This is a genomic window from Saccharopolyspora indica, assembly GCF_027853965.1.
GTDB lineage: Bacteria > Actinomycetota > Actinomycetes > Mycobacteriales > Pseudonocardiaceae > Saccharopolyspora > Saccharopolyspora indica.
Window position 1 is genome coordinate 227,865 of sequence record NZ_JAQGLB010000004.1, and the last position, 14,353, is coordinate 242,217.

General features: G+C 70.6%; 14 protein-coding genes. 4 read left to right on the forward strand and 10 right to left on the reverse strand.

All coding sequences use genetic code 11. The features are described 5' to 3' along the window. Positions 1 to 162: 162 nt before the first annotated feature. Positions 163 to 870, forward strand: a complete 708-nt coding sequence (locus OU416_RS11650; RefSeq protein ID WP_270926906.1) for an ABC transporter ATP-binding protein — start codon at positions 163 to 165, stop codon at positions 868 to 870. Continuing rightward, positions 867 to 3,101: an ABC transporter permease gene (locus OU416_RS11655; RefSeq protein WP_270926907.1), complete on the forward strand. Its 2,235-nt coding sequence runs from the start codon at positions 867 to 869 to the stop codon at positions 3,099 to 3,101. The genes OU416_RS11650 and OU416_RS11655 overlap by 4 nt, the downstream gene beginning before the upstream one ends. A gap of 359 nt (positions 3,102 to 3,460) precedes the next feature. On the opposite strand, the gene OU416_RS11660 is transcribed toward OU416_RS11655, so the two are convergent. After that, the gene (locus OU416_RS11660) at positions 3,461 to 4,699 is read right to left on the reverse strand and encodes a nitric oxide synthase oxygenase (protein WP_270926908.1); all 1,239 of its coding nucleotides are present in this window, start codon (positions 4,697 to 4,699) and stop codon (positions 3,461 to 3,463) included. 264 nt (positions 4,700 to 4,963) lie between these two features. Between OU416_RS11660 and OU416_RS11665 the strand changes: the two genes are divergently transcribed. Continuing rightward, positions 4,964 to 5,401 (forward strand): nuclear transport factor 2 family protein, encoded by a 438-nt coding sequence (locus tag OU416_RS11665; RefSeq protein ID WP_270926909.1) that lies wholly within the window; start codon positions 4,964 to 4,966, stop codon positions 5,399 to 5,401. An 84-nt stretch (positions 5,402 to 5,485) separates the two neighbouring features. On the opposite strand, the gene OU416_RS11670 is transcribed toward OU416_RS11665, so the two are convergent. From OU416_RS11670 to OU416_RS11685, 4 genes are all read right to left on the reverse strand, one after another. Further along, on the reverse strand, positions 5,486 to 5,926 hold the full coding sequence (locus OU416_RS11670) for a GNAT family N-acetyltransferase (RefSeq protein WP_270926910.1): 441 nt from the start codon (positions 5,924 to 5,926) through the stop codon (positions 5,486 to 5,488). Between the two features lie 25 nt (positions 5,927 to 5,951). Next, entirely contained in the window at positions 5,952 to 6,455 is a 504-nt protein-coding gene (locus OU416_RS11675) for a DinB family protein (RefSeq protein WP_270926911.1), read from the reverse strand. Between the two features lie 17 nt (positions 6,456 to 6,472). Next, positions 6,473 to 7,117: a tRNA (guanosine(46)-N7)-methyltransferase TrmB gene (gene trmB, locus OU416_RS11680; protein ID WP_270927177.1), complete on the reverse strand. Its 645-nt coding sequence runs from the start codon at positions 7,115 to 7,117 to the stop codon at positions 6,473 to 6,475. A gap of 120 nt (positions 7,118 to 7,237) precedes the next feature. Next, positions 7,238 to 7,792 (reverse strand): hypothetical protein, encoded by a 555-nt coding sequence (locus OU416_RS11685; RefSeq protein ID WP_270926912.1) that lies wholly within the window; start codon positions 7,790 to 7,792, stop codon positions 7,238 to 7,240. A gap of 218 nt (positions 7,793 to 8,010) precedes the next feature. On the opposite strand from OU416_RS11685, the gene OU416_RS11690 reads away from it, so the two are divergent. Next, on the forward strand, positions 8,011 to 8,478 hold the full coding sequence (locus tag OU416_RS11690; RefSeq protein WP_270926913.1) for a universal stress protein: 468 nt from the start codon (positions 8,011 to 8,013) through the stop codon (positions 8,476 to 8,478). A gap of 1,106 nt (positions 8,479 to 9,584) precedes the next feature. On the opposite strand, the gene OU416_RS11695 is transcribed toward OU416_RS11690, so the two are convergent. The 5 genes from OU416_RS11695 to OU416_RS11715 form a co-directional block, all read right to left on the reverse strand. After that, positions 9,585 to 10,313 carry a hypothetical protein gene (locus OU416_RS11695; protein WP_270926914.1) on the reverse strand — a complete coding sequence of 243 codons (729 nt, stop codon included), beginning with the start codon at positions 10,311 to 10,313 and terminating at the stop codon, positions 9,585 to 9,587. After that, complete coding sequence (locus OU416_RS11700) at positions 10,310 to 11,251, reverse strand: ABC transporter ATP-binding protein (protein WP_270926915.1); 942 nt, start codon at positions 11,249 to 11,251, stop codon at positions 10,310 to 10,312. The genes OU416_RS11695 and OU416_RS11700 overlap by 4 nt, the downstream gene beginning before the upstream one ends. Before the next feature lie 165 nt (positions 11,252 to 11,416). Continuing rightward, positions 11,417 to 12,217 (reverse strand): HAD family hydrolase, encoded by an 801-nt coding sequence (locus OU416_RS11705; RefSeq protein ID WP_270926916.1) that lies wholly within the window; start codon positions 12,215 to 12,217, stop codon positions 11,417 to 11,419. 51 nt (positions 12,218 to 12,268) lie between these two features. After that, positions 12,269 to 12,925 carry a response regulator gene (locus tag OU416_RS11710; protein WP_270926917.1) on the reverse strand — a complete coding sequence of 219 codons (657 nt, stop codon included), beginning with the start codon at positions 12,923 to 12,925 and terminating at the stop codon, positions 12,269 to 12,271. A 132-nt stretch (positions 12,926 to 13,057) separates the two neighbouring features. Further along, on the reverse strand, positions 13,058 to 14,239 hold the full coding sequence (locus tag OU416_RS11715; protein WP_270926918.1) for a sensor histidine kinase: 1,182 nt from the start codon (positions 14,237 to 14,239) through the stop codon (positions 13,058 to 13,060). Positions 14,240 to 14,353: the final 114 nt, after the last annotated feature.

A 14,353-nucleotide genomic window follows, 5' to 3' on the forward strand; every position in this document is an offset into this window, starting at 1 on the left:
GGCTGGAACAACCTGGCCGATCGGCCGACCTCCGCAGCACGATCAGCGGCCCGCAGGCCGATCCGGAAATCGCTGCCGCCGACCAGTGTTGATGGCATCGCGGCGGCCCGTTCCGAGCGGCGCCCCACCACCCAGAGCAGTGCGCACGAGCAGGAGGAAGACATGTCGGCTCCCATGGCCGCGCAACGGCCCGGAGATCCGTTCCTGGTGGGACGGGGTCTGGTCAAGAACTACGGCGCGTACCGCGCGCTGGCCGGGGTGGACATCTCCCTCCGCGCCGGCGAGGTGGTCGCGATCGTGGGGCCGTCCGGATCCGGCAAGACCACGCTGCTGCACGTGCTGGCAGGCATCCTGCGCCCGGACGGCGGGGAGGTCCTGCTCGACGGGCACCGCATCGACCAGCTCGGCGAGGCCAAGCGCAGCGCGCTGCGCAGGCACGAGTTCGGGTTCGTCTTCCAGCAGGGCATGCTGGTCGGCGAGCTGACCGCGGCCGAGAACACGGCGTTACCGCTGCTGCTGGCCGGGGCCAACCGCAAGCAGGCGATGGCAGGTGCGCGGGACTGGCTCGGGCGGCTCGGCCTCGGCGGCATGGAGGACCGGCTGCCCGGTGAGCTCTCCGGCGGCCAGGCGCAGCGGGTCGCGATCGCGCGAGCGCTCGCCCACCGGCCGAAGGTGATCTTCGCCGACGAGCCAACCGGCGCGCTGGACACGCGCACCGGTGAGGAGACCACCAACGCGCTCTTCAACGCCGCGGCCGCCACCAACGCGGCCGTGGTGATCGTGACGCACGACCGCGATCTGGCCGCCAAGGCCGGCCGCGTGGTGGAGATCCGCGACGGGCTGATCGCCGGTGGGGTGATGGCCGCATGAATCCGGTGCAGTTGGCGCTGCGGGTGCTGCGCGTGGACTCGCGCAGCCGCCTGTCCGCCGTGCTCACCGCCGCGGGAGTCGCGGTGGCCACCGCGCTGATCCTCTTCCTGGCGACCCTCCCGAACGCGACGGAAGCCCGTTTGACGCGGTCGGAATGGCAGCAGGGCTCGGTGACGGAGTCCGGTGTCACGATGGCCAACCGGGACTTCTTCCAGAACGATCCCATCGTGCGGCTGGACGTCTCCGGCCGGGCCGAGCAGGGCAGCGGGGCGCCGGACTACCCCGGCCCCGGCGAGGTGCTGCTGTCCCCGCGACTGGCCGAACTGGCCGAGCAGCATCCGGACCAGACGCTCGCCGACCGGTTCGCGGGCCAGGTGGTCGGCACGATCGACGAAAGCTCGCTGAAGTTCCCCGAGCAGCTGGTCGCGATCGTCGGGCACGCACCAGGGGCGCTGGACGCGGCGGAGGCCGCGGAGAAGGCGGAGCTGGCCGGTGCGTTGGCGGTCAGCAACAGCGACTTCATGCTGGACATCCTGGCTGGAGTCGGCATCGTGCTGCTGGCGATCCCCAGCATGGTGCTGGTCGCCTCGGCCGCCCGCCTGACCGCAGCACGACGGGAACGCCGACTGGCCGCGCTGCGGTTGGCCGGAGCCACTCCCGGGCAGGTGATCGGCGTGGTCACCGCCGAGACGGCCGTCGCCGCCGTGACGGGCACGGTCGTGGGGCTGCTGCTGAGCTGGCCGCTGCGGTACCTCGGCACGCAGATCCCGTGGGGCGGTGGCACCTGGCTGGCCAGTGACTTCACCCCGTCGGTGGTCATCGTCGCGCTGGTCGGTCTGCTGATCCCGGCGCTGGTCGTGCTGGCCGCGGTGCTGGGCCTGCGGCGGGTGGTCCGCACGCCGCTCGGCGCGGCGATGAGCCACACGCGGAAGCGACCGAAGGCGTGGCGCCTGCTCTCGCTGGTCGCCGTGGGCGCGTTCTTCCTCTTCGGGCTTTACACGGCCGAGGAGACCGGCGGCATGGGCGTCCTGCTCGCCTCGCTGGCAGCGGTGCTGCTGTCGGCGTCCATCATCGGGCCGTGGCTGACCGGGACGCTCGGTTCGCTGTTCGCCGCCGCGTGGCGGAAGCCGTCGGTGCTGCTGGCCGGAAGGCGGTTGAGCAGCGATCCGAAGGCCGCCTACCGCTCGGTGTCGGGCATCGTGCTGGCGGTGTTCGTCGGGACGATGGCACTGACCCTGCTCCCCAGCTTCGAGGCGTTCGCCGGCGGCGGCCGCTCGTTCAAGGACACGGTGCTCTACGTGGACGTCCCGACGGCGCAGGCCGCTGAGCAGGAAAAGCGCATCAGGGACGGACTGGCCGCCAGCGGAACGGACGCGACGGTGGCGAGCACCGAGAAGATCTTCCTGGAAGCGCCCGACGGGCAGACCGTCTCCGGGCTCGTGATCGATTGCCGGGCTGCGGCGGCGCTGACCCGGATCAACGTCGGGGACTGCGCCGGGCCACCCGCGATCCGGGCCGCCGCGTCCCAGCAGCTGCCCAGCTCGGGTCTGAAGGTGCAGGCATCCCCGCTGGCAGGCGCCACCTTCGACGAAACTCCGTCGATCGTGCTGCCCGGGGAAGTCCCGATTCGCCCGCTGGGTGCCAACGAGGATCCGGACCTCGACTACACGGTGCTGGTCGATCCCGCGCTGGTGCCCGGGTTCCCGGAGGGGGAATCGACGCTGGCGGTGAACCCGGCGAACGATGCGGACCGGGAGAAGGTGCGGACGGTGCTCGCGGCCGCCGTGCCGGGGGAGAGCTTCAACAGCCGTGAGCTGCGGCTCTACGACCAGCAGCTGATGCTCGGCGACCTCAAGCGGGTCACCGCCATCGGGCTCGGGCTGACCGCGTTGCTGGCCGGGTGCAGTGCGGCGATCACGGCGGCCTCGTCGGTGGTCGACCGGCGGAAGACCTTCGCCGCGCTGATCGCCGCAGGTACTCCGGTCCGGGTGCTCAGCCGAGCTCTGCGCACTGAAGCCGCGCTGCCTGCGCTGGTCGCGACGATCGGGGCGGGCGTAGCCGGGACCGCGGTCGCAGCCGGGATCTTCACGCTGTTCGGTGACTACCCGGTGGTGCTCAGCGGCTGGCTCCTGGCGCCGGTGGTCATCGGACTGGCCGTCGCGGTGATCGCGTCCGCCAGCAGCGGGCCGATGCTGCGCCGGATCAGCGCGGAGCGCATCAGCGAGGAGTAGACCAAACGGCAGGTCGGTGTGCGGGCACGGTCGGGAACGGCCGTGCCCGCACACGCATGCGTCCGGCCAGCCGATCGGCCAGTCAGGCACCGCACGGGACTGGCCGATCGGTCAGCCGGCCCGGCCACCTGACCGATCCGCCGACCCCCTGGAAGAGGAGAAGCTTGTGGTGTCAACGCGGAAGGGCGCGAGCAGCGGAGCGCCGGGAGCCAGGAAGGTCGGGGTTGAAATGGTCACCACCATCTTTTCCATCATCGGAGGCGTCCTCGCAGTGGCCGTGCTGCTGCTCATGTCGATCAGCTCGGTCCTGCCGGACCTGCTGGAGCGCTTCGCGCCCCGTCAGAGCGCCGACGAGGCGGTCACTCGACGGATGGATCGGTCCCGAGGCAGCGCCGGTTCAGCCGCGACAGCTCGTCGTAGCGCGGTTGCCTCGGTGCGGGGGACTGGAAGCCACGCGGTGCTCCCTGCCGGGCACGCCGGTTCGCTTCCCTGGTGACGCTGAACATCGGCCGGGAGGCGCTGGGGCGCTGTCCGGAGCGCAACCAGGCGAGTCGGTGCAGGGCTTCGCTGTGGTGATCGGTGATCGTGACCCGCGCGGAGTCGAAGGAGAACAGCACGGCCCGGTTGATCTCGACGATCGCCCGGTCCCGCCACAGGGTTCGTTCTGTCGAGGTGTCCATGCCCAGCCGTTCGGCGACGTGCCGGGTGATCCCGTAGGCGTTCTCGTCGGCCAGCCCGCGGGTGCCGATCTCGGTTCCGACGAACCAGGTGTTGAACGGCGCGGCCGGGTAGCGGATTCCGCCGATGTCCAACTGCATATTGCTGATCAGCGGCACCGTGTGCCAACGCAGTCCGAGCTCGGCGAACCACGGGTGCTCCGGGTGTTCCAGCGGAACCTCCTGCACCACGTCGCGGGGCGGGGCGACCAGCTGGATGCCCTCGTGCGCGGTTTCCACCACGAGCGGCAGGTGGTCGAAGCGGCCGCGCTGGACCGGCGGCTTCCAGCCCATCCGCTGGACTTCCGCGGTGAAGCCGCTGTAGCGGGCGTCGCCGAGCACTCCGCCACCGGACATCGCGTATCCGGCGTAGCGCACCACCTGCTCGTTCCAGATGCGCGGGCCGGGGGTGCTGGGGGAGTCCGGGGCGAAGACGGTGACCAACGGCTGGATCCGGCCGGCATTGGTGGCCAAGCGCAGGTGCTCGAAGCACTCGCTGGCAATGGCCGAGCCGTTGCGCAGCCCGCGCAGGTCGCGGACCTTCAGCCGGCGCCAGGGAACACCGCTGGTGCACCAACCGCTGTCGCGGAGCGCGACTCGAGCGCCGTAGGCGAGTTCGGGGCCGGTGTGCCGATAGGTGCCGGTGGCGGCGATCGCGCGACGTACCTCGGTCAGCCGTTCGGCGAGCGATCCGGCCTTCGGGTGCGCGTCGTGGAAAGCACGCAGGAACTCTTCGGCAGCTGAGACGTCCGTGGTCGAATCCGTCCGCACGAGCGCGCTCGACGGGCTGCCGCCGGACTCGCCGACCTCGCACGCAACGTCGGGAGCCGACTCGGGCGGGCGTTGCTGGACCGGGATCACTTCATCACGGGTAACCGTCACGGGCCGGAAACGTAGTCGCGATCGGCGCTTACTCGTCACTCCAGCGGCACTCTTCTTTCCGGTGAAATTCCTGGCCACGATCGTAGCCGTGACAACCGGATGTGAACGGCATCGGCCAACTTGCGCCCGAACTTGATCGCTCAATCAAGCGAATCGTTATCTGTTGATCTTCGCGGTGAGCGGATCTCCGCACTCCCACCAAGAGCGATCGCGACGTCCGGAAGGCGCCAGCCAACGGCATCCGCAACGACAATGCTGGGGGCCGTGACCGATCAGAGCAACACCAGGACGATCTTGAAGCGCATGTACGCGGCCGAGGCCGAGTACCTGTTGGCGGGCGGGCCCGGCAGCGCCGACTTCGAACTCCTCGCGGAGCACTTCTCGCCAGAGGTCGTGCTGCACCAGGCCGAAGCGCTGCCCTACGGCGGGATCTGGCGCGGCCACGCGGACCTGGAACGGTTCTTCGCCGCGATGAGCCGGACCTGGGCGGTGTTCGAGTTCACCGAGCAGGAGTTCGTCGCCACCGACGAGAGCACCGGGACCGCAGTCGTGCTCACCCAGGTGCGGGCCCGCTCCCGCGCCACCGGTCGCGACCTCGAGTTCCCGATCCTGCAAACGATCACCGTCCAGGACGGCCGGATCACCGAGGTCCGACCGTTCTACTGGGACACAGCAGCGATCGCTGCGGCCTGCAAGCCCTAGCGGGCAGCGCCGCGGCCGAACGGGCCGCCACGGGTGGGCGTCCCGGGCAGCGACCGGCTTGCCCGGGACCCCCACACCAGCCGCTCAGGCGGGCTGGCGCGCCATGAAGACGTCCACCGGATCCTCGGACTCGATGGAGAACCCGTGCCGCTCGTACAGCCGCAGGGCCGGGCTGCCCTGCAGGACGTTCAGCCGCACCAGCACGCCATCGCGGTCGCACTGCTCGAGCAGCAGGCGCAGCACGCCCGAACCGATGCCGCTGCCCTGCAGGTGCGGTGCGAGGTAGAAGTGCTCCAGCCAGTGGGCGTCCTCGGCCGGTCGCAGAGCCACGCAGCCGGCGAACGCGCCGTCCACTTCGATCACCCGGGTGCACGCGGGGTCGAACCCGTCGCGCAGCCGCTGCCGCACGCGCTGCTCGTCGTACCGGCCGAGCCGCTCCAGGTCCGCCCGCAGCACCACGGCGCGCAGTTCGGCCACCGCCTCGACGTCGGCCTCCGAAGCCGCTCGGACATCCCAGCTCACCACGGTGGCCACGCTACTTCGGGCCGGTCTAGCGCCCGACGGAGCCGTCGATGTGCTCGCGGAGGATGTCCGCGTGGCCGGCGTGCCGCGCGGTCTCCTCGATCATGTGCACCAGGATCCAGCGCATCGACGGCGGGGTCGCCTCGCGCACCGAACGCGCGCCAGGCGTGCCCAGGTCGTCGCACGCCAGGACGACTTCGTTGCTCCGCCGGATCGCGCGCCGGTAGGCGCTGATCAGCTGGTCGGCGGTTTCGTCCGCGGCGAGCGGTGCTTCGTCGTCCTGGACGGGGACGTCGGCACCGTCGTAGGACCATTCGAACCAGTTGGCCTCGACCGCCGTCAGGTGCTTGATCAGGCCGAGCACGCTGGTGCCGGAGGCGACTCCAGGAGTGCGGGCTTGCTGGTCGGAGAGGCCTGCTGTCTTGGCGATGACGGCTTCCCGCAGGTAGTCCAGGAAGGTCAGCAGCGTCGTCCGCTCGTCGGTGTTGCTGTTCGGCGGCCCGAGATCGCCGCGCGGCGCGTCGTCGGTCATGCCGCGACAGTACGCGGTCAGATCCGCTCGAAGATCAGATCGCGGATCTCCCGGCCTTCCTCGTGCGCCCGGTTCTCGAACTTCGTGACCGGCCGCCACTCCGGCCGCGGCGCCCAGCCGCCTGGTGCGTCGGCGTAGCGGTTGCGCAGCTGGGACTCGCCCGAGCAGACCTCCATCATCTGCTCGGCGTAGTTCTCCCAGTCGGTGGCCAGGTGCAGCACCCCGCCCGGCTTGAGCCGGGAGGCGATCAGCGCCACCGATGCGGACTGGACCAGCCGCCGCTTGTGGTGGCGCTTCTTCGGCCACGGGTCGGGGAAGTAGATGCGGACCTCGTCCAGCGACTCCGGTTCGAGGTGCTCGCGCAGCAGCACGAGCGCGTCGCCGCGCAGCAGCCGGAGGTTGGTGACCTCCAGCTTCTCCGCGCGGAGCATGAGCTGGGCCAGGCCGGGCTTGTAGACCTCGACCGCGAGGTAGTTGGCCTCGGGCTGGGCGGCCACCAGTTGCGCGGTCGTCTCCCCCATGCCCGAACCGATCTCCAGCACGACCGGCGCCGAGCGGCCGAACCAGGACGCCACGTCCAGCGGGCCCGTCGGCAGCGCGGTCACCTCGGAGCCGAGCTCGGCCCAGTGGCGATCCCAGGCCCGCTGCTGGCCCACCGTCATCCGCTCGCCCCGCTGGACGTAGCTCACGACAGTACGACGGAAAGGAACCTGCTGGTCAGAGGCGTTCACAGGGAGCCAGTATGGCAAACCGGCCGCTCGCGCCGAGCAGCGCGGTGCCGGTCACCAGGATTCGATCTGCGCCAGCATCGCGACCAGCCCGGCGACGCCCTTGACCGGGATCGCGACCGGCTCCGGGTCGTGGTGGGCGGGCACCACGTTCAGCCAGCCGTTGTGCTCGTCGGTGAGCGCCACGGTGGTCGGCATCTGCATCGGTGCCCGGTCCGACGGGGCGTACTCCCAGTACCCGGCCTCACCCGTTCCGGCCCAGGGCACGAACACCCAGCCGGGGCGGGCGCGCAGGACCGCGTGCACCTCGTCCTCGACCTCGAACGCCGCTTCGCGGGACGGCAGCTCACCGCGGTCCAGCGCCCGCAGCCACCACGGCGCGGGCAGCCGGCGCTTGGCGCCGTGCAGCTTGCGGAACAGTTCGAGCACCTGCGGTTCCGGCGCGGTGTGGATCCAGCTGCGGCGCAGCGAAGCGGGCTTGGCCGCTTCCAGCGCCGGTGGATGTGCTTCCGTCGCCAGGGACCACTCCAACCGGGGAACCGGTTGCAGCTGGACCTCGTCGGCCGACCGGCCCGAACCGATGACCGAGCCCTCCTGCGGTTGCACCATTGGCCCACCCCTCTGCTGTTGAGAAAGTTGCGAGCCGCCAACTCGCCCTCGACCAGCTCATGCCCCCAAGCGACGCTGGTTCGGGACATCCCTACTCAATGCCTTACCACAGCGGATGCGATCAATGACACCATGTAGTCAATTGTGTCTGAATTCACACATGTCCGACCGCTGCGGATCGCCCCGCGACCCGCCCCGAGACCGCCTGGAGTGGACAGATGGCCGACCAGATGATCCAACGGGTTGAAATCGACGGCGGTGTCGCCGTCGGCGTCGACAGCTCCGCTTCGTCGGTGCGCGCGCTCGTGGCGGCCGCCGAGGAGGCGAGGAGGCGCAACACCGTGCTGCACGTGGTGCGCGCGTGGAGCCTGCGGACCGCTCCGCGGCCCGCGGACTGCCCGCCGAACGTGATGCCGAGCATGGAGGAGTTCCAGCGGTCGGTCGAGGAGGACACCGATCGGATCGTGAAGGCCAAGCTCGGCGAGCACGGTGACCTCCAGGTGGAGTTCCACATCGTCCACTCGCCGTCGCCGCAGGCGCTGCTGTCCGCGTCTAAGGGCGCGGACCTGCTGGTGGTGGGGCACCGCGGGCGCGGCGGGTTCGCCGGGCTGATGCTGGGCTCGGTCGCGGAGCAGTGCGTCCGCCACGCGGCGTGCCCGGTTCTCGTGGTCCGTCCGAACGTCTAGCCGAAGAGGGCGGCCAGGTCGTCCTGCAGGCTCAAGAGGTCGGTCAAGATCCACAGTCCTTCGCCTGGCCGCGGTTGTGCGCTGTGCCCGACGGGATCTCGACGATCTGGTTCGCCGGGTCGGGCAGGTCGTCGAGACCGACGACGCCGAAGCGGCCTCGCGCCACCGCTTTCGCGGGCGGTTGCGCCGCGGGCGTGGCCGGGTGAACGTCCCGTCGTAGAACTCGATCACCGGAAACTCGTTGCCGCCGTGCATCTCCCGGACGTGGGCGGCGTGGAAGCGCTCGCCGAGCTGGACCGAGACGACGTCGCCGACGCGCAGCGACGACCGCGGTTGCCGTCGCCGCGGGCGGCGCGTCAGCGGGACCGGGGCCGAGCTCAGCAGGTCTTTGATAGCCGGGGAGCGCCGCGCGAAAGCGTCGGAGAGCACGACTGCGCGATTCAGCTCGTCGACCGCTCGCACGGCATCTGCGGTGATGCCGGAGTCCTGGAGCCCGTACTCGTGCAGCAGGGTGGCGCTCGGGCGACGTTCTTCGTGTTCGGGCCGATGTCGTCGGCGTCGAACAGGCAGCGCCACCGCACCAGAACCGGCGGGATCACCGACCGCGCCACCTCGGGATGGGGCCGACCGGCCGGAGGCATCTGGCGCGCGACCCACATCGCGAGCTCGTGTCCATCGTGCGCACGAGGAAGCCGGCGGCGAGCTTGTCCAGGACCTGGCTGTGCTTCACGGGCGCACCCTCCCGCTCGGGCGGCGGCTGCCGATCACGGAAAGCACAGGGCCCGGGCCATCCCCCGAATGACAGCCCGGGCCCTCCCCCGTCCCGACCGCCGGCGCCCCCGAGCGCTGTTGCAGTCGGTCGATTCACTTGTGCTGGTCGGGCCGCGCCATCGCCGGTCCCGCATCATGTCCACTGAGGACACTTCGCGCCGCTGTGCTCAGGTGCGCCGAGTGGGTGACGGCTGCGGCTCGATCTTGCCGCCGATCCTATCGGTTGACGTGATCAGACTCTCGGCCGGGCCGGGTAACGTTTTGCTATCCGCCGCCCAACTGGGCATTTCCAGAGTTGATCATGGTGGGTTTCCAGCGCGGAAGATCAGCGCTGGTCAGGCGTCCCGGCGTCGCACGACGACCAGGGCGATCACCCAGACCGCGAGCACGACGGCCGCGAAGTAGCCCAGCGAACCCCACGGTCCGAGCGGCATGGCGGCAGGGCCGTCGGCGGGCATTCCGGACAGGAAGTTGCTGGCGTGGTTGAACGGCATCCACTTCTGCACGGTCGCACCGATCCCCGGGATCAGGCCGACCAGGCTCTCCACCAGCAGCGACCAGATCAGCAGCAGCGTCACCGCTCCCGCGGTCTGCCGCAGCAGCGCACCGACCGCGACGGCCAGCACCGCGCCGAGGGCGAACACCAGGCCGACTCCCGCGACCATCCGCCAATCGTCCGCAGTGGTCAGCGCCAGGTCCGAGACCGGTGCGAGCACCTTCGCCACGGCCCACGAACCGAAGGCGGAGAGCTCGCCGATCACCAGCGCCACCAGTGCGACGAGCACCGTCTTGGCAGCCAGCGCGGCTGTGCGGTTGGGCACCGCGAGGAAGGTCGCGCGGATGGTGCCGAAGCGGTACTCGGTGGTGATCGACAGCGCGGCCAGCACCAGCACCACCATCAGGCCGAACTGGTAGCCGACCTGCGTCATCCCCAGCGAGATGTCCTCCATCTGGCTGGCGAACAGGCCCGCGAACCCGATGGTCAGCGCCAGGGCGAGCGCGGAGCACCACCACGCCGAGCGGGTGGAGAAGAGCTTGATCCGTTCCACGGCGAGCAGGGTCATCGGGCCACCCCCGGAGCGATCGGCGCGGCCACGCCGAGATTCGTCTGGTATTCCACGGAATCACTGGTCAGCTGCATGAACGCGTCCTCCAGCGAACCGCGCTGCGCGGTCAGCTCGTGCAGCACGATCTGGTGCTGCGCGGCGAGTTCGCCGACCTGGTCGGTCTCCGCGCCGTCGATCACGAGCGTGTCGTTGGCGGTGGCGCGGACGCTCATGCCCTGCGCGGCGATCAGCTGCTGCAGAACGGATGCGCGCGGTGAACGCACGAGCACGGCCTGCGATCCGGCGTTGTCCACGAACTGCTGGGTGCTGCACTGCGCGATCAGCTCACCGCGGCCGATCACCACGAGTTCCTCGGCCGTCAGCGCCATCTCCGACAGCAGGTGGCTGGAGACGAAGACGGTGCGGCCTTCCGCGGCCAGGCCCTGCATGAACCGGCGGATCCAGTGGATGCCCTCCGGGTCCAGGCCGTTCACCGGCTCGTCGAACAGCAGGATCTTGGGGTCGCCGAGCAGCGCGCCGGCGATCCCGAGCCGCTGCGACATGCCGAGGGAGAACCCGCCCGCGCGGCGGTTCGCGGCGCCTTCCAAGCCGACCATGCCGAGCACCTCGTCGACGCGGCGCAGCGGGATGCCGTTGGACTTGGCCATCCACCGCAGGTGGCTGCGCGCCGAGCGATTCGGGTGCACCCACTTCGCGTCGAGCAGCGCGCCGACGGTGTTCAGCGGGTTCTTCAGGTCCTGGTAGCGCTTCCCGTCGATGCGCACCTCGCCCGCGGTCGGGCGGTCCAGGCCGAGGATCATCCGCATGGTGGTGGACTTCCCGGCGCCGTTCGGACCCAGGAAGCCCGTGACCTGGCCGGGCTTCACCGTGAACGACAGGTCGTTCACCGCGACTTTCGGGCCGTAGCGCTTGGTGAGGCCGATCGCCTCGATCATGATCACTCCTGTTGCCGGGGACAACGCTGGGCGGCCCCCTCCGGGCCACGACAGCAACGATGCCCGCACAACGGGTGCGCGGGCATCGTTCCGGTGTATCGACCTGGTGTCAGACCCAGGTCGTAGGCGAGCCTGACCAGAGGATGACCCCGGCGGCCGGCGAGCTCAGCGGAACCAGCGGTCGAGGACCGCGGCGAGGCCGTCCTCGGCGACCGGGGCGGCCACCTCGTCGGCGGCCGCGTGGACCGCCGCCGGGCCCTGGCCCATGGCCACGCCGTGCGCCGCCCAGCGCAGCATCTCGACGTCGTTGTCCCCGTCGCCTGCGGCGAACGTGTCCGAGCCGAGCACGCCCAGTTCGGCGCGCAGCTTCTCCAGGGCGGAGCCCTTGGACACGCCCTGTGGTGTCACGGTCACCCAGGGCTCGTAGTGGTCCAACGTGTAGGTGCACGACGGCAGTTCGACGCCTGCCAGCCGTTCGACGAGCTCGGCGGGCCGGCGGCCGGGCCAGCTGGCGATCAGCCGCGGCGCCGGAACGGCGGCCAGTTCGTCCACTGTGGCCGGTTGCTGGAGGCCTTCCAGCTGGTGCGCCGGGAACTCGGCGGTGACCCGGTTGCCGACGCCGAGGTCCTCGGCGGCGAAGATCACGCCCGGCAATCGGGCCGACAGCTCCGCCAGCACCGGTGCGAGGTCGAACGTCTCCACCGACGCCGCCTCCCGGGAGGTCACGTCCAGCAGCACGGCACCGTTCGAGCACAGGGCGAAACCGCTGGTCAGCTGGAGTTCGTCGAGGACGGGGGCGACGCCGAGCACGGTCCGGCCGGTCGAGATGACGACCTGGCCGCCGCCGGCGATGGCGCGGTGCACGGCGGCCTTGACGGCTGCCGAGATCAGCCCGGTGTCCGGGTTCAGGAGGGTTCCGTCGACGTCGAGGGCGATGAGTCGGGGTTTCCACGCGGCGTCGGTCACCAGGGCAGGTTATCCGCCGGTTCGCGCGTTGTGGCTGGTTGGAGGCGAAGTTCACGCCTCGCCGGGTTTGACCAGACCGGTCTCGTAGGCGAGCACCACCGCCTGCACCCGGTCCCGCAGGTCCAGTTTGGACAGGATCCGGCCGAGGTGGGTCTTCACGGTGGCCTCGGACAGGAACAGCTTGCCCGCGATCTCGGTGTTCGACAGGCCCTTCGCCACCAGCACCAGCACCTCGCGCTCCCGCTCGGTCAGCGCGTCGAGCACCGATGCGTCGCGCAGCTCGCCGCCGCCCTCGCCCAGGAACCGGTCGAGCAACCGCTTCGTGACGCTCGGTGAGACGACCGCGTCGCCGCTGGCCACCGAGCGCACCGCGCTGACCAGGTTCTCCGGCGGGGTGTCCTTGAGCAGGAACCCGCTGGCCCCGCTGCGCAGCGCCGACAGCGCGTACTCGTCCAGGTCGAAGGTGGTCATCACCAGGACCTTCGCCGCGTCGGCCGCGACGATCCGGCGGGTCGCCTCGACGCCGTCGAGCACCGGCATCCGCACGTCCATGAGCACCACGTCCGGGCTGAGCTTCCCGGCGAGCTCGACCGCGTCCTCGCCGTTGCCCGCCTCGCCGACGACCTCCAGGTCCTCCTGCGCGTCGAGCACCATCCGGAACCCCATGCGCATGAGCTCCTGGTCGTCCACCAGCAAAACCCGAATCATGCCCCCGACCGTAGCGCTGCCGCCCCTGCCCGGCGGTCCGGGGAGCGGGGGGCTGTGGTCGGGTTGGGGAGAGCGGCTGCGGTTGTGGAGGGGTCCGTGAGCGGTTCGGGGTGTCATAGCGCCCCGAACCGTTCACGAGGGTTCGAGGGGCAGCACGGCGTGGACCCGCCAGCCGCCTCCGGGACGAGGCCCGGCCTCCAGGGTTCCGCCGTAGACCACCGCTCGTTCCCGCATGCCGATCAGGCCGTTGCCGCCCGAGGCCAGGCCGCTGGGCAGCGACCCCGTTCCGGCATCGACCACCTCTATGTCGATGCGGCGGCCGTCGTTGACCGCGCGGACGTCGGCCTTCGCGCCGGTTCCGCCGTGCTTGACCACGTTGGTCAGCGATTCCTGCACGATGCGGTACACGCTGAGCCCGATCCCGGCGGGCAGGCCGGTGAAGTCGCCGGCCAGCTCCAGCGAGGTGGTCACGCCGAGCGCGCGCACCCGGTCGACCAGGTCGTGCAGGTTGGCCGCGGTGGGCTGCGGGATGCGGTCCGGTTCGTGCTCATCGGGATTGCGCAGGACACCGAGCAGTCCGCGCAGCTCGTTGAGCGCCTCCCGGCCGGTGGCGCTGATCGTCTGCAGCGCCTGCCCGGCGAGCTCCGGCTTCTTGCTCAGCGCATAGCCGGCGCCGTCGGCCTGCGTCACCATCACGCTGATCGAGTGCGCCAGGACGTCGTGGATCTCCCTGGCGATGCGGTTGCGCTCCTCGGCGACGGCGATGCGGGCCTGCTGATCGCGCTCGAACTCCAGGTTGCGCAGCCGCCGCTCCACCTCGGCGAGGTAGGCGCGGCGCGCTCCGATGAACGCGCCCAGCGCCCAGCAGAAACCGACCAGCATCACGAAGAACACGACCTGGGCGATCAGCAGCTGGACCAGGTTGTCCGTCGGCTCCAGGCCGATGAACAGCTCGACCAGGAACAACACGCCCACCAGCAGCGTGTACAGCGCCCCGACGCGCCGGGTGGTGTAGGCGACGAGCGTGTAGATCATCACGCACTGGACCAGGGCGCCGACGACGGCATCCTCCTGCACGGCCACCAGGACCGCCGATGCGAGCAGCGTCGCGTAGGCCGACCGGATCGGCCAGATGCGCCGGGTTGCGATCGGAACCGTTACCAGCAGGTGCACCGGGAGCAGCAGCCAGAACATCAGGCGGTTCTGCTCGCCCTGGGTGCCGCTCTCGGCGACCTGCAGCAGCAGCATGAAGGCGGCGATCGCGCCGTCGCCCACCACCGGATGCGCCTGCAACCACAGGCTCAGTTTCCGCACGAGCCCGAGCCTAGAACGGTCCGACCTGCGGTGACGTCATGCCAGCGGCTCGAATCGGGTCAACCTGTGGTCGTACGTGCGCCCCCGCGGGCGGGCCGCTGCGTGGCAGGATGT